At 72.6% G+C, this 16,393-nt stretch carries 12 protein-coding genes; 2 read left to right on the top strand and 10 right to left on the bottom strand.

Annotation, left to right across the window (positions count from 1 at the left end; all coding sequences use genetic code 11):
• Nucleotides 1–45 precede the first annotated feature (45 nt).
• Nucleotides 46–2,709 (bottom strand): winged helix-turn-helix domain-containing protein, encoded by a 2,664-nt coding sequence (locus HNR57_RS03275; RefSeq protein WP_184555535.1) that lies wholly within the window; start codon nucleotides 2,707–2,709, stop codon nucleotides 46–48.
• 190 nt (nucleotides 2,710–2,899) lie between these two features.
• Here HNR57_RS03275 and HNR57_RS03280 point away from each other — a divergent pair, with 190 nt between their 5' ends.
• Nucleotides 2,900–3,733, top strand: coding sequence for a class II glutamine amidotransferase (locus tag HNR57_RS03280; RefSeq protein WP_184555538.1), 834 nt, complete (start codon nucleotides 2,900–2,902; stop codon nucleotides 3,731–3,733).
• Nucleotides 3,734–3,751: 18 nt separating this feature from the next.
• Here HNR57_RS03280 and HNR57_RS03285 read toward each other — a convergent pair whose 3' ends face one another.
• The 4 genes from HNR57_RS03285 to HNR57_RS03300 all read right to left on the bottom strand — a co-directional run bounded on the left by HNR57_RS03285 (nucleotide 3,752) and on the right by HNR57_RS03300 (nucleotide 8,658).
• The gene (locus tag HNR57_RS03285; RefSeq protein ID WP_184555541.1) at nucleotides 3,752–4,261 is read right to left on the bottom strand and encodes an O-acetyl-ADP-ribose deacetylase; all 510 of its coding nucleotides are present in this window, start codon (nucleotides 4,259–4,261) and stop codon (nucleotides 3,752–3,754) included.
• Complete coding sequence (locus tag HNR57_RS03290; protein ID WP_184555544.1) at nucleotides 4,258–5,667, bottom strand: phytoene desaturase family protein; 1,410 nt, start codon at nucleotides 5,665–5,667, stop codon at nucleotides 4,258–4,260. The genes HNR57_RS03285 and HNR57_RS03290 overlap by 4 nt, the downstream gene beginning before the upstream one ends.
• A gap of 179 nt (nucleotides 5,668–5,846) precedes the next feature.
• Nucleotides 5,847–6,692 carry an inositol monophosphatase family protein gene (locus HNR57_RS03295; RefSeq protein WP_184555547.1) on the bottom strand — a complete coding sequence of 282 codons (846 nt, stop codon included), beginning with the start codon at nucleotides 6,690–6,692 and terminating at the stop codon, nucleotides 5,847–5,849.
• A gap of 139 nt (nucleotides 6,693–6,831) precedes the next feature.
• On the bottom strand, nucleotides 6,832–8,658 hold the full coding sequence (locus HNR57_RS03300) for a gamma-glutamyltransferase family protein (protein ID WP_184555550.1): 1,827 nt from the start codon (nucleotides 8,656–8,658) through the stop codon (nucleotides 6,832–6,834).
• 267 nt (nucleotides 8,659–8,925) lie between these two features.
• On the opposite strand from HNR57_RS03300, the gene HNR57_RS03305 reads away from it, so the two are divergent.
• Nucleotides 8,926–9,594: a hypothetical protein gene (locus tag HNR57_RS03305; RefSeq protein WP_184555552.1), complete on the top strand. Its 669-nt coding sequence runs from the start codon at nucleotides 8,926–8,928 to the stop codon at nucleotides 9,592–9,594.
• 25 nt (nucleotides 9,595–9,619) lie between these two features.
• On the opposite strand, the gene HNR57_RS03310 is transcribed toward HNR57_RS03305, so the two are convergent.
• The 5 genes from HNR57_RS03310 to HNR57_RS03330 form a co-directional block, all read right to left on the bottom strand.
• On the bottom strand, nucleotides 9,620–11,140 hold the full coding sequence (locus HNR57_RS03310) for an NCS1 family nucleobase:cation symporter-1 (protein ID WP_184555555.1): 1,521 nt from the start codon (nucleotides 11,138–11,140) through the stop codon (nucleotides 9,620–9,622).
• A 151-nt stretch (nucleotides 11,141–11,291) separates the two neighbouring features.
• On the bottom strand, nucleotides 11,292–12,314 hold the full coding sequence (locus HNR57_RS03315) for a TIGR03842 family LLM class F420-dependent oxidoreductase (protein ID WP_184555559.1): 1,023 nt from the start codon (nucleotides 12,312–12,314) through the stop codon (nucleotides 11,292–11,294).
• An 11-nt stretch (nucleotides 12,315–12,325) separates the two neighbouring features.
• Entirely contained in the window at nucleotides 12,326–13,726 is a 1,401-nt protein-coding gene (gene hydA / locus HNR57_RS03320) for a dihydropyrimidinase (RefSeq protein ID WP_184555561.1), read from the bottom strand.
• 76 nt (nucleotides 13,727–13,802) lie between these two features.
• On the bottom strand, nucleotides 13,803–14,645 hold the full coding sequence (locus HNR57_RS03325) for a nitrilase-related carbon-nitrogen hydrolase (protein WP_184555564.1): 843 nt from the start codon (nucleotides 14,643–14,645) through the stop codon (nucleotides 13,803–13,805).
• Nucleotides 14,646–14,800: 155 nt separating this feature from the next.
• The gene (locus HNR57_RS03330; protein WP_184555567.1) at nucleotides 14,801–16,366 is read right to left on the bottom strand and encodes a PucR family transcriptional regulator; all 1,566 of its coding nucleotides are present in this window, start codon (nucleotides 16,364–16,366) and stop codon (nucleotides 14,801–14,803) included.
• Nucleotides 16,367–16,393 lie beyond the last annotated feature (27 nt).

Raw genomic sequence — 16,393 nt, forward strand, 5'->3', positions numbered from 1 at the left:
CGCCTCACCCGCCCCGGGCGAGGGGGCGAAGCCGGACCCGTGGGGTCAGAGGATCCGCGCGTCGCGTGCGCGGCGCACCGCGTCGCCGCGCCGGCTCACCGCGAGCTTGCGGTAGATGCTCTTCAGGTGGGTCTTCACGGTGTTCACCGAGACGTGGAGGTCGGCCGCGATCTCCTCCGTCGACCTCATCTCGGCCAGCCTGCGCAGCACGTCACGCTCGCGCGCGCTCAGTTCCTCGACGACGAGCGCCGGTGGCTGCGGCTGCTCCGTGGGGGCGGGGGGACCGTGCCCGGGGCCGGGGACGAGCCAGCCGCCCGCCAGCTCCCGCAGGCGGCCCGTGCTAAGCAGCGGGCGGATCCAGGGGCCGGCTTCCAGGAACGGCAGGCGCAGCTGCTCGCGCCGGCCGTCCAGGAGGGCCCGGCCGAGCAGGCGGTGGGCGGCGGTGTGGTCGCCGAGCTCGTGGGCGGCCTGGGCGCGGACCAGCGTGGCCCGGACGGTCACCGCCGGCCCGGGCCGGTCGGTCTCCGGCAGGCTGTGGAGCATCTCCAGCGCTTCTGCGGGGTGGCCCGCGGCGAGCCGGGCCCGGGCGGCTTGCACGGTGCAGGCGGCCCGGCGGTCGGCCACCCGCTCGACGACCTTCCGGGCCGGCTCGGGCTGCCCCTGGGCCAGGTAGGCGGCGGAGGCGAGGGCAGCGGCGTGGTCCTGGGCCCAGGGTGAGCTCACGACGGCCGGGACGATCGCGTCCGCCGCCGCCAGTGCGGCCCGGGCGTCTCCCCTGGCGAGCAGCAGCCGGCCCCGGGTGAGCACCCGGCCCGCTTCCTCGACGGGATCCTCGCCGAGCAGGTGGGAGGCGGCGACCTCGTCGAGGAGCGCCTGCGCCTCGTCGAGTTCGTCACGGTCGATGAGGACGGCGGCCCGGACCAGCGTGCCGAGTCCGGCCCCGGACCGCTGGGGCAGGCTGTACCGCTGGGCCTGGCCGGCCGCCGCCAGGGCCTTGTGCTCCGCCCGGCCGAGCCAGCCGTTCAGGTAGTCGATCAGAGCCAGATGCCCGAGCGCCTCCCACCGGGGCAGCGCCATGGCCGCTCCGCCGGGTCGTCCGGCAACCGCCGACAGGACGGTACGGGCGTCCTCGAAGCGCCCGGCCCACAGCCGGGCGGAACCCAGGTGGGTGAGCAGCAGGGCGTTCAGCTCCGGGTGCTCGTCGAGCAGGTGCCCGGGAACCTCCGGCCGGAGGGCCAGTGCCTGCTCCGCGGCGCGCTCCGCCCTGCCCGGGGTTCCGGTCAGCCGCGCCGCCAGGGCCTCCAGCAGGGCGCAGGTGAGCCCGGCCGCCGCCGGGTCCGTCGCGCCGTCCCGCGCCAGTTCCTCCTCGGCCCGGTGCAGGTGCGCCAGGCCGTGTTCGACATCGCGGCCGGCCAGCTCGCGGGCCGCGCGGACGAGGTCCGGGGCCGGGCCCCTGACGTCGGGGCCCATCCGCTCGAACAGCGCGGTCAGGTCGTCGGAGCGCAGGCCGGTGAAGAGCTGACCGAGGGCGAGGTCGTCGACCACGGCCCGTGCGGTGAACTCCCAGTCGTCCGCCGCCGCTCCCTGGGCGAGCGCTTCGGGCAGGGCTCCGGAACGCCGCAGCCACTGGGCCGCCCGGCTGCGCAGTTCCGGCTCCAGGCCGGGGAAACGCTCGCGCAGGTGGGCGCGGAGGATCTCGGCGAACAGGGGATGCAGGCTGTACCACGAGTGGCCGAGGTAGTGGACGAAGGCGTTCTCGCGCTGCAACGCGGCCAGGATGGGCTCCGCGTCGGTGCGCTGTGTCAGCACGTTGACCAGGTCGGGGCAGCAGCGCTCCAGCACGCTGATGCGCAGCAGCAGGTCCTGTGTGTCGGGTGCCTGCCGGTCGAGCACCTCGGCCAGCAGGAAGTCGGCCACCGCGCTGTGGTCCGCCTCGAACTGCTTCAGGTAGGCGTGCGGGTCCGTGCCCTGCCGGGCGGCGAGTGCGCAGAGCCTGAGACCCGCGGCCCATCCCCGGGTCCGTTCCACCAGGGCCTGCACGGCGCTCGTGGACAGGTGGAGGCCGTGCCGTGTCAGGAGCTCATGGGCCTCGTCCGGGGTGAAGGCCAGTTCGGCGTCCCGGATCTCCGTCATCTCGCCGGACGCCCGGTAGCGGTGCAGCGGCAGCAGGGGTTCGGTGCGGGTGACCAGGATCAGACGCAGGCCACGCCCGGCGTGGTGCAGGACGAACTCCAGTTGCTCGGCGATCTCGCGGGAGACCACGCGGTCGAACTCGTCGAGGACGACGAGCGTGGATGTGTCCCTGCCCTCCAGATCGGCGGCGAGGCGGGTGAGCGTCCGCCGGTCCACGCGGCTCGCTTCCGCGGGGCTGCCGACCTCGCTCGCCACCGGCACACCGGCCGCGCGCAGGGCCTGCAGCACATGCGCCCAGAAGACGCCGGGGGCCTGATCGGTGCTCTCGGCGGTGAGCCAGGCGACCGGTTGGCGCAGGCCGGAGGCCCAGTCGGCGACCAGGAGCGTCTTGCCGGCGCCGGCCGACCCGTTGACCATCGTCAGGGGCGTCCCCAGGGCCTGGTCGAGGTGCTCGGTCAGGCGTGGCCGGCGCACGAACATGGCGGGCCGGCTGGGCAGGGCGAACCGGGTGCGCAGCATCGGGTCGCCGGTGGGGTCGGCGAACCCCGCCTCCGGAGTCTCATCGGTCGCGGCCATGGGGCTCACCCCTGCCTGCCGTCCGTCAGTCGGTCCTGAACTGGCGATCGTCCTGATCAGCATCTCAGTGTTGGCTCTGCCGCGCACGCCCGGGCCTCACCGTCCCCCGTCAACCACCCGTGGCGGGCGATGCGGCCACCGCTCCGGCCGGAGTCTCCTGGGGTCACCGCTCGGAACGGGAGGACCGACCATGTGCCGCTGGCTCGCCTACTCGGGCACCCCCGTACTGCTCGACGACGTCCTCTACCGCCCCGAGCACTCGTTGATCGACCAGAGCCTGCACGCGCGGATGGGGGTCGAAACCACCAACGGCGACGGCTTCGGCGTCGGCTGGTACGCGTGGCATCTGCGCACCCCGGCCGTCATCCGCGACACGGGTCCGGCCTGGAGCAACCGCAACCTGCGGGAGATCGCCGACCACGTCCGCTCGTCGCTCTTCTTCGCCCATGTGCGGGCCTCCACCGGCACCGCCGTGCAGCAGACCAACTGCCACCCCTTCCGGCACGGACGCTGGATGTGGATGCACAACGGGGCGATCGCCGGGTTCTCCGCGCTGCGCCGGGATCTCATGCTGGCCATAGCGCCGGAGCTGTTCCCGTCACTGGAGGGCACGACGGATTCCGAGGTGATGTTCCACGTGGCCCTCACCCTCGGTCTCGACGGAGATCCGCCGGGGGCGGTGGCCCGGATGGCGGGGCTCGTCGAGCGGCTCGGGCACGAACACGGGGTGCCGGAGCCGCTCCAGATGACGGTCGCGGTGACCGACGGCGAGCGGGTGTGGTTCTTCCGGTACTCGAGCGGCGGAGCCTCGCGCTCGCTGTACTACAGCAGCCGGGTGGAGGACGTGCGTGCCCTGCACCCCGATCTCGCGTTCCTGAACCACATCTCGGACGAGACCCGGCTGGTGGTGTCGGAACCGCTGGGCGACCTTCCCGGGGTGTGGAACACCGTGCCGGAGAACAGCTACGGCGTCGTCCAGCCCGGCCGGGATCTGCTGCGGCACTTCGAGCCCGAGCCCGTCTGAGCGCCGGCGTCTCGCGGCTCAGCGAAGGTGCGCGGCGAACGCCTCGTACGCGGGCCGGTCGAAGAGGACGAACCTGACCTCCTCGACCGTGGTGTCCGCCGCCCGTACGGTCTCGATCGCGATGCGGGCGCCGTCGTCCATCGGCCAGCCGTAGACGCCGGTGGAGATGGCGGGGAACGCGACGCTGCGGGCGCCGAGTTCACCGGCGATCCGGAGCGACTCGCGGTAGCAGGAGGCGAGGAGGGCGGAGCGGTCGTCGGTGGGGCTGAACACCGGGCCGACCGTGTGGACGACCCAGCGGGCGTCCAGGTCGCCCGCGGTGGTGGCGACGGCCTGGCCGGTGGGCAGGCCCTTGCCGAGGTGCGCCGCGCGGAGCCTGCGGCAGTCCTCCAGGATGGCCGGGCCGCCGCGGCGGTGGATCGCGCCGTCGACCCCTCCCCCGCCCAGCAGGGAGGAGTTGGCCGCGTTGACGATCACGTCGACGCTCTCGCGGGTGATGTCGCCCTGGACCAGTTCGATGGCCGTCATGTCTGCCTCAGTCGCTTCCAGACGGCCTTCGCCGCGTTGTGCCCGGACATGCCGTGCACGCCGGGGCCCGGCGGGGTCGCCGACGAGCAGATGAAGACGGCGGGATGCGGGGTGCGGTACGGGAACAGGGTGGGCTTGGGGCGCAGCAGGAGCTGGAGGCCGGAGACCGCGCCGGAGGCGATGTCCCCGCCGATGTAGTTGGCGTTGCGGGCGGCGAGTTCGGGCGGGCCGGCCGTGGCGCGGGCCAGGACGCGGTCGCGGAACCCCGGGGCGAAGCGCTCCAGTTGGCGCTCGATGGTGTCGGTGAGGTCGCCGGTCCAGCCATGCGGGACGTGCCCGTAGGCCCAGAAGACGTGCTTGCCCGCCGGGGCCCGGGTGGGGTCGACGACGCTCGGCTGGACCGTGATCAGGAACGGCTTGTCGGGGGCCCGGCCCTCCCGGGAGACCGCGCGCAGGGCGGCACCGATCTCCGCGCTGCTCGCGCCGACCTGCACCGTGCCGGCGGCGCGGGCCTCCTTCGCGGTCCAGGGCACGGGGCCGTCCAGCGCGTAGTCGATCTTGAAGACGCCCGGTCCGTAGCGGTAGCCGGCGTAGTGGTTGCCGAAGCCGGCGATGCGGGCCAGGGCGGTGGGCGAGGTGTCGAAGACGTACGCCCGGGCCGGCGGCAGGTCGTCGAGGCGCTTGACCTCGTAGTCGGTGTGGACGCTGCCGCCGAGGTCCCGCAGGTAGGCGGCGAGGGCGTCGGAGAGGGACTGGGAGCCGCCGCGGGCGACGGGCCAGCCCCGGGCGTGCGCCGCGAGGGCGAAGACCAGGCCGATGGCGCCGGTGGCGAAGCCGCCGAGGGGGGCCATCACGTGGGCGACGAGCCCGGAGAACAGGGCCTTGGCCGGTTCGTCGCGGAAGCGGCGCATCAGCAGCGTCGACGGGGGCAGTCCGGCCAGGCCGAAGCGGGCGAGGGTCACCGGGTCGCGGGGCAGCGCGGTCAGCGGCAGCGACATGAAGTCCCGGGCGAGGGTGTCCCACTTGGGCAGGAAGGGCTCGACGAGCCTGCGGTACGCGTCGGCGTCGCGCGGGCCGAAGGAGGCGGCCGTCTCGCCGACCGTCCGGGCCAGGACGGCCGCCGATCCGTCCGGGAAGGGGTGTGCCATGGGCAGCTCGGCGTGCAGCCACTCCAGGCCGTACCGCTCCAGCGGAAGGGCGCGGAACGCCGGGGAGTTGATGGCGAGCGGGTGGGCCGCGGAGCACGGGTCGTGCCGGAAGCCGGGGAGGGTGAGCTCCTCGGTGCGGGCTCCGCCGCCCACGGTGCTCCGGGCCTCGAAGACGGCGACGGAGAAGCCGCGGCGGGCCAGCTCCACGGCCGCGGTCAGTCCGTTCGGCCCCGCACCCACTACGACGGCATCGAGCATCGACGGCACCTCGGACCCCTTCGTCAGCCGACGGCCACTGGGGATCAGGATATGCCCGGGGACTGACAGTCACCGGCCGCCGGTGGTTTCCGGCAGGGAAGGCCGCTTTGCGGCGACCGAATCCCCTCGCGTGCACACACTGCGTAGTCAGCTGTGTGCGACACGCAATGGCCCGCCGCTCATGCCCCGCCCGACAGCAGGCTCACCACCCGGCGGGCCGTGGCCGCGTCGCGGGCGGCGGTGAAGGGCAGGGCGTTGCCGCCCGCGATGCGGAACGGCTCGTCCGCGAGCGTCAGGTGGGCGCCGCCGGCCTCCTCGACCAGCAGCAGCCCGGCCGCGTGATCCCAGGCCGCTTCCCAGGAGAACGCGACCGCGTCGGACTCGCCGCGGGCGATGGCGAGATACTCCAGTCCGGCGGAGCCGCACGGGCGCGGTGCCACGCCGTCGGTGCGCAGGCCGAGCAGGGCGTGCTTCTGCTCGTCCGTCGTGTAGTCGGGGTGGGAGGTGGCCACGCGCAGGTCCCGGCCGGCCTCCGGCACTCCGGCGAACAGCCGCTCCCCGTCGAGGTGGGCACCCTTGCCCCGCAGGGCGGTGGCGAGCCGGTCGCGGGCGGGCGCGTACGTCCAGGACGCGAGCAGGGTGCCGCGGTGGGCCAGCGCGACCAGGGTGCAGAACCCGGCCTCGCCGCGGACGAACTGGCGTGTCCCGTCGACCGGGTCGACGATCCAGACCGGGGCGTCACCGCGTATCGCCCGGTACGACTCCGGGTTGGCGTGGACCGCCTCCTCGCCGACCACGACCGAGCCGGGCAGCAGGGCGACCAGCGCCTCGGTCAGGTACAGCTCGGCCTTGCGGTCGGCGTCGGTCACCAGATCGTGCGGGCCGCTCTTCTGGTCGACCTCGTGCGCGGCCAGCCGGCGCCAGCGCGGCATGATCTCGTTGGCGGCAGCCTTGCGGATCGCCTCTTCGACGTCGAAGGCGTGCTGTGCGAGAAACTCTTCGATGGTTTCGGTGCTGTCGTTCACCCCTCCATGACAACACGTGCCACTGACAGCGCGCGCCGGCCGGGTGCACCGCGGGTGGCACCGCGATGAACAGCGGGGCGTCCGGGGGCGGTCGGACGGCGGTGAGTCCGCGGGCGCGCACCCGAGACCGGCCGGCCGGTCACCGGCCCACCGCGTACCCCTGCATTCCGCGCGGGTTCGCCGCGGCCGACAGGACGCCCGTCTCCGGGTCCCGCGCGACCGCGCACAGCCGGCCCTCCGACCAGGGGCCGCCCACGGTCACGTCGTGGCCGCGGCGGCGCAGTTCCGCGACGACGGCCGGGGCGGTGCGGGACTCCACCGTCACGCTGCCCGGGCGCATGCCGCGCGGGTAGAAGGAGCCGGGGAAGCTGTCGTTGTGCCAGTTGGGGGCGTCGATCGCGCCCTGGAGGTCGGGGCCGCCGCGCACGCGGGCGCGCAGCGCGACCGCGAGGAAGAAGTGCAGCTGCCACTGGTCCTGCTGGTCACCGCCGGGCGTGCCGAACGCCATGACGGGCACGCCGTCGCGCAGGGCGATCGAGGGTGTCAGGGTGGTGCGGGGGCGGCGGCCGGGGGTCAGGGAGCCCGGCAGGCCCTCCTCCAGCCAGGTCATCTGGAGCCGGGTGCCGAGCGGGAAGCCGAGTTCTGGCACGACGGGGTTGGACTGGAGCCAGCCGCCGCTGGGCGTGGCCGAGACCATGTTGCCCCAGCGGTCGACGACGTCGAGGTGGCAGGTGTCGCCCCGGGTGGTGCCGTCGGCGAGGACCTCCGGTTCGCCGGGAACGGGGGACGCCGGGCTCTTGGCGACGGTCGGTTCACCGGCGCCCAGGGCGTCGAAGCCCTTCTGGGCGGCGGCGGCCACGCGCGCGTGCGCGCACAGCCGCGGGGTGCGTCCGCCGGGGCTGCCGGGCCGCAGGTCGTTCTCGGCCCGCTCGCCGACGAGGGTGCGGCGGACCGTGTTGTACGCGTCGGACAGCAGGTCGTCGAGCGGCACGTCGGCGGCGTCCCCGTACCAGGCCTCGCGGTCGGCCATGGCGAGCTTGCAGTTCTCGACCAGGAGGTGGACGTAGTCGGCCGAACCGTACGGGGGCAGTTCGGGCGGGAGCAGGGCGAGTTGCTGGAGGAGGACGGGGCCCTGGCTCCAGGGGCCCGGCTTGCACACGGTCCAGCCGTTCCAGTCGTACGTCGCCGGTGCCTCGTAGGTCGCGGACCAGGCGGCGAGGTCGGCGGCCGTGAGGGTGCCGGTGTGACGTTTTCCGCTGGTGTCCCTGGTCGGGCGGCCGGCCTGGCGGACGAGGGCGTCGGCGATGAACCCGCCGCGCCACACCTGCCGGGCGGCCTCGATCCGCGCCTCCCGGTCGCCGGCGCCGGCCGTCTCGGCGAGCAGGCGCTTCCAGGTGGCGGCGAGCGCGGGGTTGGCGAAGAGCTCGCCGGGGCGCGGCGCCTTGCCGCCGGGCAGATAGACGTCCGCCGACGAGGTCCACTCCGTCTCGAACAGCTCGCGCACGGTCTCGACGGTCTCGCCGACGCGCTCCACGGGGGCGTGGCCGTGCTCGGCGTAGCCGATGGCGTACTTCAGGACGTCGTCGAGGGACCGGGTGCCGTGGTCGCGCAGCAGCAGCATCCACGCGTCGAACGCGCCCGGGACGGCGGCGGCGAGCGGCCCGGTGCCGGGGACCAGGTCCAGGCCGAGGCCCCGGTAGTGCGCGACGGTCGCGCCGGCCGGTGCGACGCCCTGCCCGCACAGCACCCGCACCTCGCCGCCGGCCGGCGCGAGCAGGATCGGGACCTCGCCCGCCGGGCCGTTGAGGTGCGGCTCGACGACGTGCAGCACGAAGGCGCCCGCCACTGCCGCGTCGTAGGCGTTGCCGCCGCTCTCCAGGACGGCCATCGCCGACTGCGAGGCGAGCCAGTGGGTCGAGGAGACCATGCCGAAGGTGCCCTGGAGGGTGGGGCGGGTGGTGAACATACGGCCTTCTCATCTCTCGTCGTCCTGTGCGCTCAGGGGGCACACCACCCGTCCCCCTCCCCTTGCCGGGGTCCTGGCAAAACCTCGGGAAAACCGCCCACCAGCTGCTGAATCGCCCGATTTCCGGGCGGTGAGAAGGGGGCCCCCGTCACCGCGCGGCCACGGAGCGAGTTCGCACTTCCGCACCACAGACACTCGTGTGAGACTGTCGTCCCGTCCGCCGTGCGGACCCGCTCCGCACCTTCCGTCCCCCACGAGAAGGGCGCCGTGCGTTCCCTACCCCTGCCCCTCGCCCTGACCGCACGTCTGTCCCCGGTGGTCGTGCTCGCCGCCGCGGGCTGGGCGCTGTCATCCGGTCCGCTCGCCGCGCCGCAGGCCGCCGAGCACAAGCCGGCCGAAGAGAAGACCGAGACGCAGTCCGCGTCCGCCCCGTCGACGTCGACGGCGTCGAAGACGTACTCGGCCGCGCCCGCCCCGTGCGGGAGCATCGCCAAGAAGACGCTCGAATCGCTGGTGCCGGGCGCCAAGACGGCCGGCAAGGAGATCCCGTCCACGGACTCCGAGCTGCGCCGCACCTGCTCCTGGAACGCGCTCAAGGGGTACGACTACCGCTGGCTCGACGTCTCCTACGAGGTCATGGAGTCGGACGAGGCCGCCCGGAAGTCGTACGAGGAGCACACCACGAAGAAGAGCGGCGGCGGGGCCGTCCCCGGACTCGGTGACAGCGCCTACTCCGTCGTGAACCTCACGACGGAGGACAAGCAGGAGACCCGCGAGGGCGCCGTGATCGCCCGCGCTTCCAACGCGCTGGTGATGATCACCTACAACGGCAGTGACTTCGAGTCGAAGAAGGCGCCCAGCACGGACACGATCAACAAGGGCGCCATCAAGGCCGCGAAGGAAGCCGTGGCCGCGCTGGAGAGCGACAAGGGCTGAGCGCCCTCCAGCGCGCCGGCCTTCCTCAGACGGTGCTCCGGCCCCGCGTGGCCATCAGCACCAGGTACAGGACCATCGACGTGCCCAGGCCCACGGCCCAGCCGTAGTCGGCGAGATCGGCCAGGGCGGGAATGGGACGGCCGTCGATCAGCGGCTTGAAGCTCGCGCCGCCGACGGCGAGGACACCGCCGACGGCGAAGGCGACGACGGCCCGCCAGTTCCAGCCGCCCTGGTACCAGTAGCGGCCGCCCGGGCGGTACAGGTCGGCGAGGTCGAGCCGGGAGCGGCGCAGGATCCAGTAGTCGGCGATGAGGATGCCCGCGACGGTGCCGAGCAGGCCGCCGACCAGGCCCAGCCAGGTGAAGATGTAGCCCTGCGGGTCGGAGTAGAGCTTCCACGGGAAGATCAGCACGCCGAGGACACAGGTGGCGAGGGCGCCGGCCCGGAAACTGATGCGGCGGGGCGCGATGTTGGAGAAGTCGAACGCCGGCGAGACCAGGTTGGCCGCGACGTTGACGGAGAGCGTCGCGACCAGGACGGTGACCAGCGCGAAGAGCAGGCCGACCGTGTTGTCGGTCTTGGCGGCGAGCTGCACAGGGTCCCAGATGGCCTCGCCGTAGACGGCCTGGGAGCCGGAGGTGACCATCACCGACAGGAAGGCGAAGAGGGTCATGGTGGTCGGCAGGCCGAGCGCCTGGCCCCGGGTCTGTGCCTTCTGGCTCCGGCCGTAACGCGTGAAGTCGGGGATGTTCAGCGACAGCGTGGACCAGAAGCCGATCATGCCCATGAGGGCGGGGGCGAACAGCTTCCAGAAGTCGGCGCCCCAGCCGAGCTTGGAGGGCTGGTCGAGCAGCGGGCCGAAGCCGCCCGCCTTGTCGCTCATCCACCACAGCATCACGAACGCGCCGACGAGCACGAAGGGCGCCGCCCAGTTCTCGAAGCGGCGGATGGTCTCCATGCCCCGGTAGATGATGACGACCTGCAGCGCCCAGAAGATCGCGAACGACAGCCACATCGTCCAGGCGTAGCCGCCGACCTTCGCCGCGTCGGTCCAGCCGGTGCCGATGAGCTTGCCGGCCAGGAAGTAGATGGCCTCGCCGCCGATCCACGTCTGGATGCCGAACCAGCCGCACGCCACCAACGCCCTCACGACGGCGGGCAGGTTGGCGCCGCGGATGCCGAAGGAGGCCCGGGCGAAGACCGGGAAGGGTATGCCGTACTTGGGTCCGGCGTGCCCGGTGAGCAGCATCGGTATCAGCACGATGACGTTGGCCAGGGCGATGGTGAGCACCGCCTGCTTCCAGTCCATGCCGACGGCGATGAGCCCGGAGGCCAGGGTCCAGGAGGCCGTGTTGTGGGCCATGCCGACCCACAGCGCGGAGAAGTTGTAGGTGGTCCAGGTGCGCTTCTCGACCGGGACCGGCAGCAGGTCCTCGTTGGCGTAGGGGCCGGTCGGTGCGGGGGCGCCCGGGGCGATCTCCACCCGGCCGTCGGCGAGGGTGACTTGGGTGGTCGGCGGTGGGGCCGTGGGAGCGGTATCGGTCATGGGCCGGGCCAATCAGGGGAGGTGGGACGGGAAAGGCCGTGCGGTGGCGCCGATGGGGGGTGCGCTCCGGGTGCACCGGGGAGCGTCCTGGGCCCCCTTCCCGAGCCGCTGGGAAGGGGGAGTTCACGGGGGTGTGGTGCGGCGGAAGAGGTCAGCCGTTGACGGCCGGGATCACCCGCGATCCGTAGGCCTCGATCACGGCCTCCTGCGCGTCGTGCATGTCGTAGACGGCGAACTGGTCCACGCCGAGCGCGCGCAGCGCGTCCAGCTTCTCGATGTGCTTCTCCACCGGGCCGATCAGGCAGAACCGGTCGACGATCTCGTCGGGCACGAACTGGGTGTCCGGGTTGCCGGCGCGGCCGTGGTGGGAGTAGTCGTAGCCCTCGCGGGCCTTGATGTAGTCGGTGAGTTCGTCGGGGACGGCGGCCGAGTGCTCGCCGTACTTGGAGACCAGGTCGGCCACGTGGTTGCCGACCATGCCGCCGAACCAGCGGCACTGCTCGCGGGCGTGGGCGAGTGCCTCGGGCGAGTCGTCCTCGGTGACGTAGGCCGGGGCGGCCACGCAGACGGTCACCTCGGCGGGGTCCCGGCCGGCCGCGACGGCCGCGTCCTTCACGGCCTTGACCATGTACTCGGTGAGATACAGGTCGGCCAGCTGGAGGATGAACCCGTCCGCCTCCTCGCCGGTCATCTTCAGGGCCTTGGGGCCGTACGCCGCCATCCACACGGGCAGTTCGGCGCCCTCCTTGATCCAGGGGAACCGGACGACGGTGCCGCCGCCGAGGTCGGCCTCCCGTCCGCTGCCGAGGTCCCGGATGACCTTCATGGCCTCGCTGATCCGGGCCAGGGTGTTGGGCTTGCGGCCGGCCACGCGCATGGCGGAGTCGCCGCGGCCGATGCCGCAGACCGTGCGGTTGCCGAACATGTCGTTGAGGGTGGCGAACGTGGAGGCGGTGACCTCCCAGGTGCGGGTGCCGGGGTTGGTCACCATCGGCCCGACCTTCAGGGTCGTGGTGTTGGCCAGGATCTGGCTGTAGATCACGAACGGTTCCTGCCACAGCACGGCGGAGTCGAAGGTCCAGCCGTAGGTGAAGCCGTTGCGTTCCGCCCGCTTCATCAGGCTGATCACCCGCGAGGCCGGCGGGTCGGCCTGCAGCACGAGTCCGAAGTCCATCTGCGCCACTCCTAGTTGAGGTACTGACAGGTGGATCGCGGGGTGAACACGCCGTGCCCGGCGTGCCCGGTGTACTCCCGCTCGGTGATGACCGGTTCGCCGCGCGAGAGGACCGTCTCGACCCGGCCGGTGGTGCGCTTGCCCTCGTACGCCGAGTAGTCGACGTTCATGTGGTGCGTCTCGGCGGACATGACCTGCTCGGCGTGCGGGTCGTAGATGACGATGTCGGCGTCGGCGCCCGGCGCGATGGTGCCCTTCTTCGGGTACAGGCCGAACATCCGGGCCGGGGTCGCGCAGGCGATCTCGATCCAGCGGCGGCGCGAGATGTGCCCGTCGACGACCGCCTGGTGGAGGAGGTCCATACGGTTCTCCACGCCCGGCAAGCCGTTGGGGATCTTGGAGAAGTCGCCGCGGCCCAGGTCCTTCTGACCGGCGAAGCAGAAGGGGCAGTGGTCGGTGGAGACGACCTGGAGGTCGTTCGTCCGCAGCCCCCGCCACAGTGCGGCCTGGTGCTCCTTCGGCCTGAGCGGGGTCGAGCACACGTACTTCGCGCCCTCGAAGTCCGGCTCGGCGAGGTTGTCGGTGGACAGGAACAGGTACTGCGGGCAGGTCTCGCCGAAGACGTTCAGTCCCTCGTCGCGGGCCCGGGCGAGCTCGGCGACCGCCTCCGTCGCCGAGACGTGCACGACGTACAGGGGTGCGCCGGCCACCTGCGCGAGCTTGATGGCGCGGTGGGTGGCCTCGGCTTCCAGCAGGGCCTTGCGGACCTCGCCGTGGTAGCGCGGGTCGGTCTCGCCCCGGGCGAGGGCCTGCTCGACCAGGACGTCGATCGCGATGCCGTTCTCGGCGTGCATCATGATCAGGCCGCCGTTCTCGGCGGAGCGCTGCATGGCGCGCAGGATCTGGCCGTCGTCGCTGTAGAAGACCCCCGGGTAGGCCATGAACTGCTTGAAGGAGGTGACACCCTCCTCGACCAGGTGGTCCATCTCTTTGAGGGTGTGCTCGTTGACGTCGGAGACGATCATGTGGAAGCCGTAGTCGATCGCGCAGTTGCCGTCGGCCTTGGCGTGCCAGGCGTCGAGTCCCTCGCGCAGGCTGTGGCCGACGCTCTGCACGGCGAAGTCGATGATCGTCGTCGTGCCGCCCCAGGCGGCGGCCCGGGTGCCGGTCTCGAAGGTGTCGGAGGCGAAGGTGCCGCCGAAGGGCAGCTCCATGTGGGTGTGGGCGTCTACGCCGCCGGGGATGACGTACTTTCCGGTGGCGTCGATGGTCCGGTCGGCTGTGAAGGCCTCTGCGGCGGGGGTGTGGGAGGTTGCGAGGGCGGCGATTCGGCCGTCCTCGATCAGGACGTCGGCGTGGATCTCGTCGGATGCGGTGACTACCAGGCCGCCGCGAATGACTGTACGGCTCATCGGTCGCTCCTCACGGTGTGCACGTGACGGTTGGTCGTGGCTGGTCGCGCAGTTCCCCGCGCCCCTGTCGGGGCGCTTACGGAGCCGTCAGTGGTCCGTACGCGCCCGGCGCCCGGTCCCGGTAGAACTGCCAGCGGTCGCGGACCTCGCGGAGTTTGGCCATGTCCAGGTCGCGGACGACCAGTTCGGGCTCCTTGTCGCTCGCCACCTCGCCGACGAACTGGGCCTCGGGGTCCACGAAGTACGACGTGCCGTAGAAGTCGTTGTCGCCGTACTCCTCGACCCCGACCCGGTTGATCGCGCCGACGAAGTACTCGTTGGCCACGGCCGCCGCCGGCTGCTCCAGCTGCCAGAGGTAGCCGGACAGGCCGCGGGAGGTGGCCGACGGGTTGAAGACGATCTCGGCACCCGCGAGGCCCAGGGCGCGCCAGCCCTCGGGGAAGTGGCGGTCGTAGCAGATGTAGACGCCGACCTTGCCGACGGCCGTGTCGAAGACGGGCCAGCCGGAGTTGCCCGGGCGGAAGTAGAACTTCTCCCAGAAGCCCCTGACCTGAGGGATGTGTGTCTTGCGGTACTTGCCGAGGTAGGAGCCGTCCGCGTCGATCACGGCGGCGGTGTTGTAGAGGACGCCGGGCTGCTCCTCCTCGTACATCGGCAGCACCAGGACGATGCCGAGTTCCCTGGCGAGTGCCTGGAAGCGCCGGACGATCGGGCCCTCGGGGATCTGCTCGGCGTACTCGTAGAACGCCGGGTCCTGCACCTGGCAGAAGTACGGTCCGTAGAACAGCTCCTGGAAGCACAGGACTTGAGCGCCCTGCGCGGCCGCGTCGCGGGCCGCCTGCTCGTGGACCTGGATCATCGATTCCTTGTCGCCCGTCCAGGCGGTCTGGAAGACGGCGGCACGGATCACTGGGCTCATCGGGACCTCCGGTCGCTCGGTGTGCCGTGAGCCTAGGGAGGGCGAAGGGTGTCTTTGAGTTGCAGCGTGTCACGTCCGAGGGCGTGCGGCGTGCCACCGTGTCACTCTTCCATGGGCCCATGTTTCACCGCCGTTTTCCCAGGTGGTCGCGTGTTTCACTGCTGTTGCGCGTCGTGCGCGAGGAGTGCGATGTGCACCGAGGCGGCCTGCTCGAAGTCGTCGAGGTCCACCCCGAGGCGGACCTGTATCGCCTCCAGGCGGCGGTAGAGGGCCGGCCGGGAGACGTGGTGGAGCTGGGCGGTGCGGGACTTGTTGCGGCCGGTGGCCAGGTAGGTGCGCAGCACCGACAGCAGGTCCTCGTCGGTCTCGCGGAGCAGCCCGTCCAGCTCGCGTTCCGCGAAGGACTGCACATGCGGGTCGTCGCGCAGCAGCCGGATCAGGCCCCGCAGGTGGACGTCCTTCAGGCGCACGACCGGTGGGAGGTCGAGGGCGGCGGAGGAGTCGGCCACGGCGTCCGCTACGTGCTGGGCCTCGCGCAGTCCGGTGGGTACGTCGTCCCAGGCGGAGCGGGCTTCGGCCGCTGCGACGACGGTGTGGTCCGGGCCGGTCTCGGTCCGCAGCCGGGTCGCGAAGTGCGCGGCGAGGGCGCCCGCGTCCTGGTCCCGGGGAAGGCTGAGCAGCACGGCGGTCGCCCCGTCGGCCAGTTCGGCCACCAGCCCGGGCAGCCCCAGCAGCCGCAGGAGCCGTTCGAGCCGGGCGGGGTCGCCGTCGCGGACGACCAGCGGCACGAAGGTGCGCCGGTTGACCGGCAGCCCGGCCGCGCGGGCCCGGGGCAGCAGTTGCCGTGCCGGTACGACGCCGCTGACCAGGTCGGTCAGCAGGCTCTGCGCGGACTGCTCCTCCCAGGAGCACGCGGCGCCCCCGGCGAGCATGCGGTGCAGGACGAGGGCTTCGGCGGCGCGGTCGGCCAGCAGCCGACCGGTGGCGGTGTCGCCGCGGTAGCCGCACAGCACGATCCGGCCCCAGCGCTCCCCGCGCCCGCCCAGTTCGGCCCGGATCCAGCCGTCGCCCTCGACGCCGCCGGCCTGCCGGGCGATGCGCTCCCAGTCGCGCAGCACGTCGTCCACCGCGGGCCGCTCCCCCGCCGTGCCGAGGACGCGGTGGGCGAGGTTGGTGACGACGACCGGGCAGGCGCTGTGCCGGGCGACCTCGTCGAGCAGGCGTTGCAGCGGGGCGCCGGCGGTGATGAGGGCGGTGAGTTCGGTGCGAACGGCCTCGGAGAGGCTGACGGCGGCGAACTTGCGGCGCACCAGCCGCGACTGGACCTCCTCGGTCAGTTCGGCGAAGGGGAAGGGCCGGTGCAGGACGACCATCGGCAGTCCGCACCGCTCGGCCGCCCGGCGCATCACGTCCGGCGCCGCGGGGAAGGCGCGGCCGAGCCCGAGGACGACGGCGGCGGCCTCCGCGCGGTGCAGCGACCGGACGTACTCGGCCTGCTTGTCCTCGTCGCCGGCGAGCAGCACACCGGTGGTGAGGACCATCTCGCCGCCGCTGAGCATCACGCCGACGTCGGCGGCCTCGGCGACGTGCACCCAGCGCACCGGCCGGTCGAGATGGCTCGCGCCGGCCACCACCTCGGGCTCCCCGGCGAGCACCCGTTCCAGGGTGAGGACCTGCCGCACCGACAGGGCGGGCTCCAGGGAATCCAGGGTGATGGTCATGGTGGCGGGTCCCTTGCTCAGTGCACT

The organism is Streptomyces paradoxus (genome assembly GCF_014202475.1).
In the GTDB taxonomy this organism is placed as follows: domain Bacteria; phylum Actinomycetota; class Actinomycetes; order Streptomycetales; family Streptomycetaceae; genus Streptomyces; species Streptomyces paradoxus.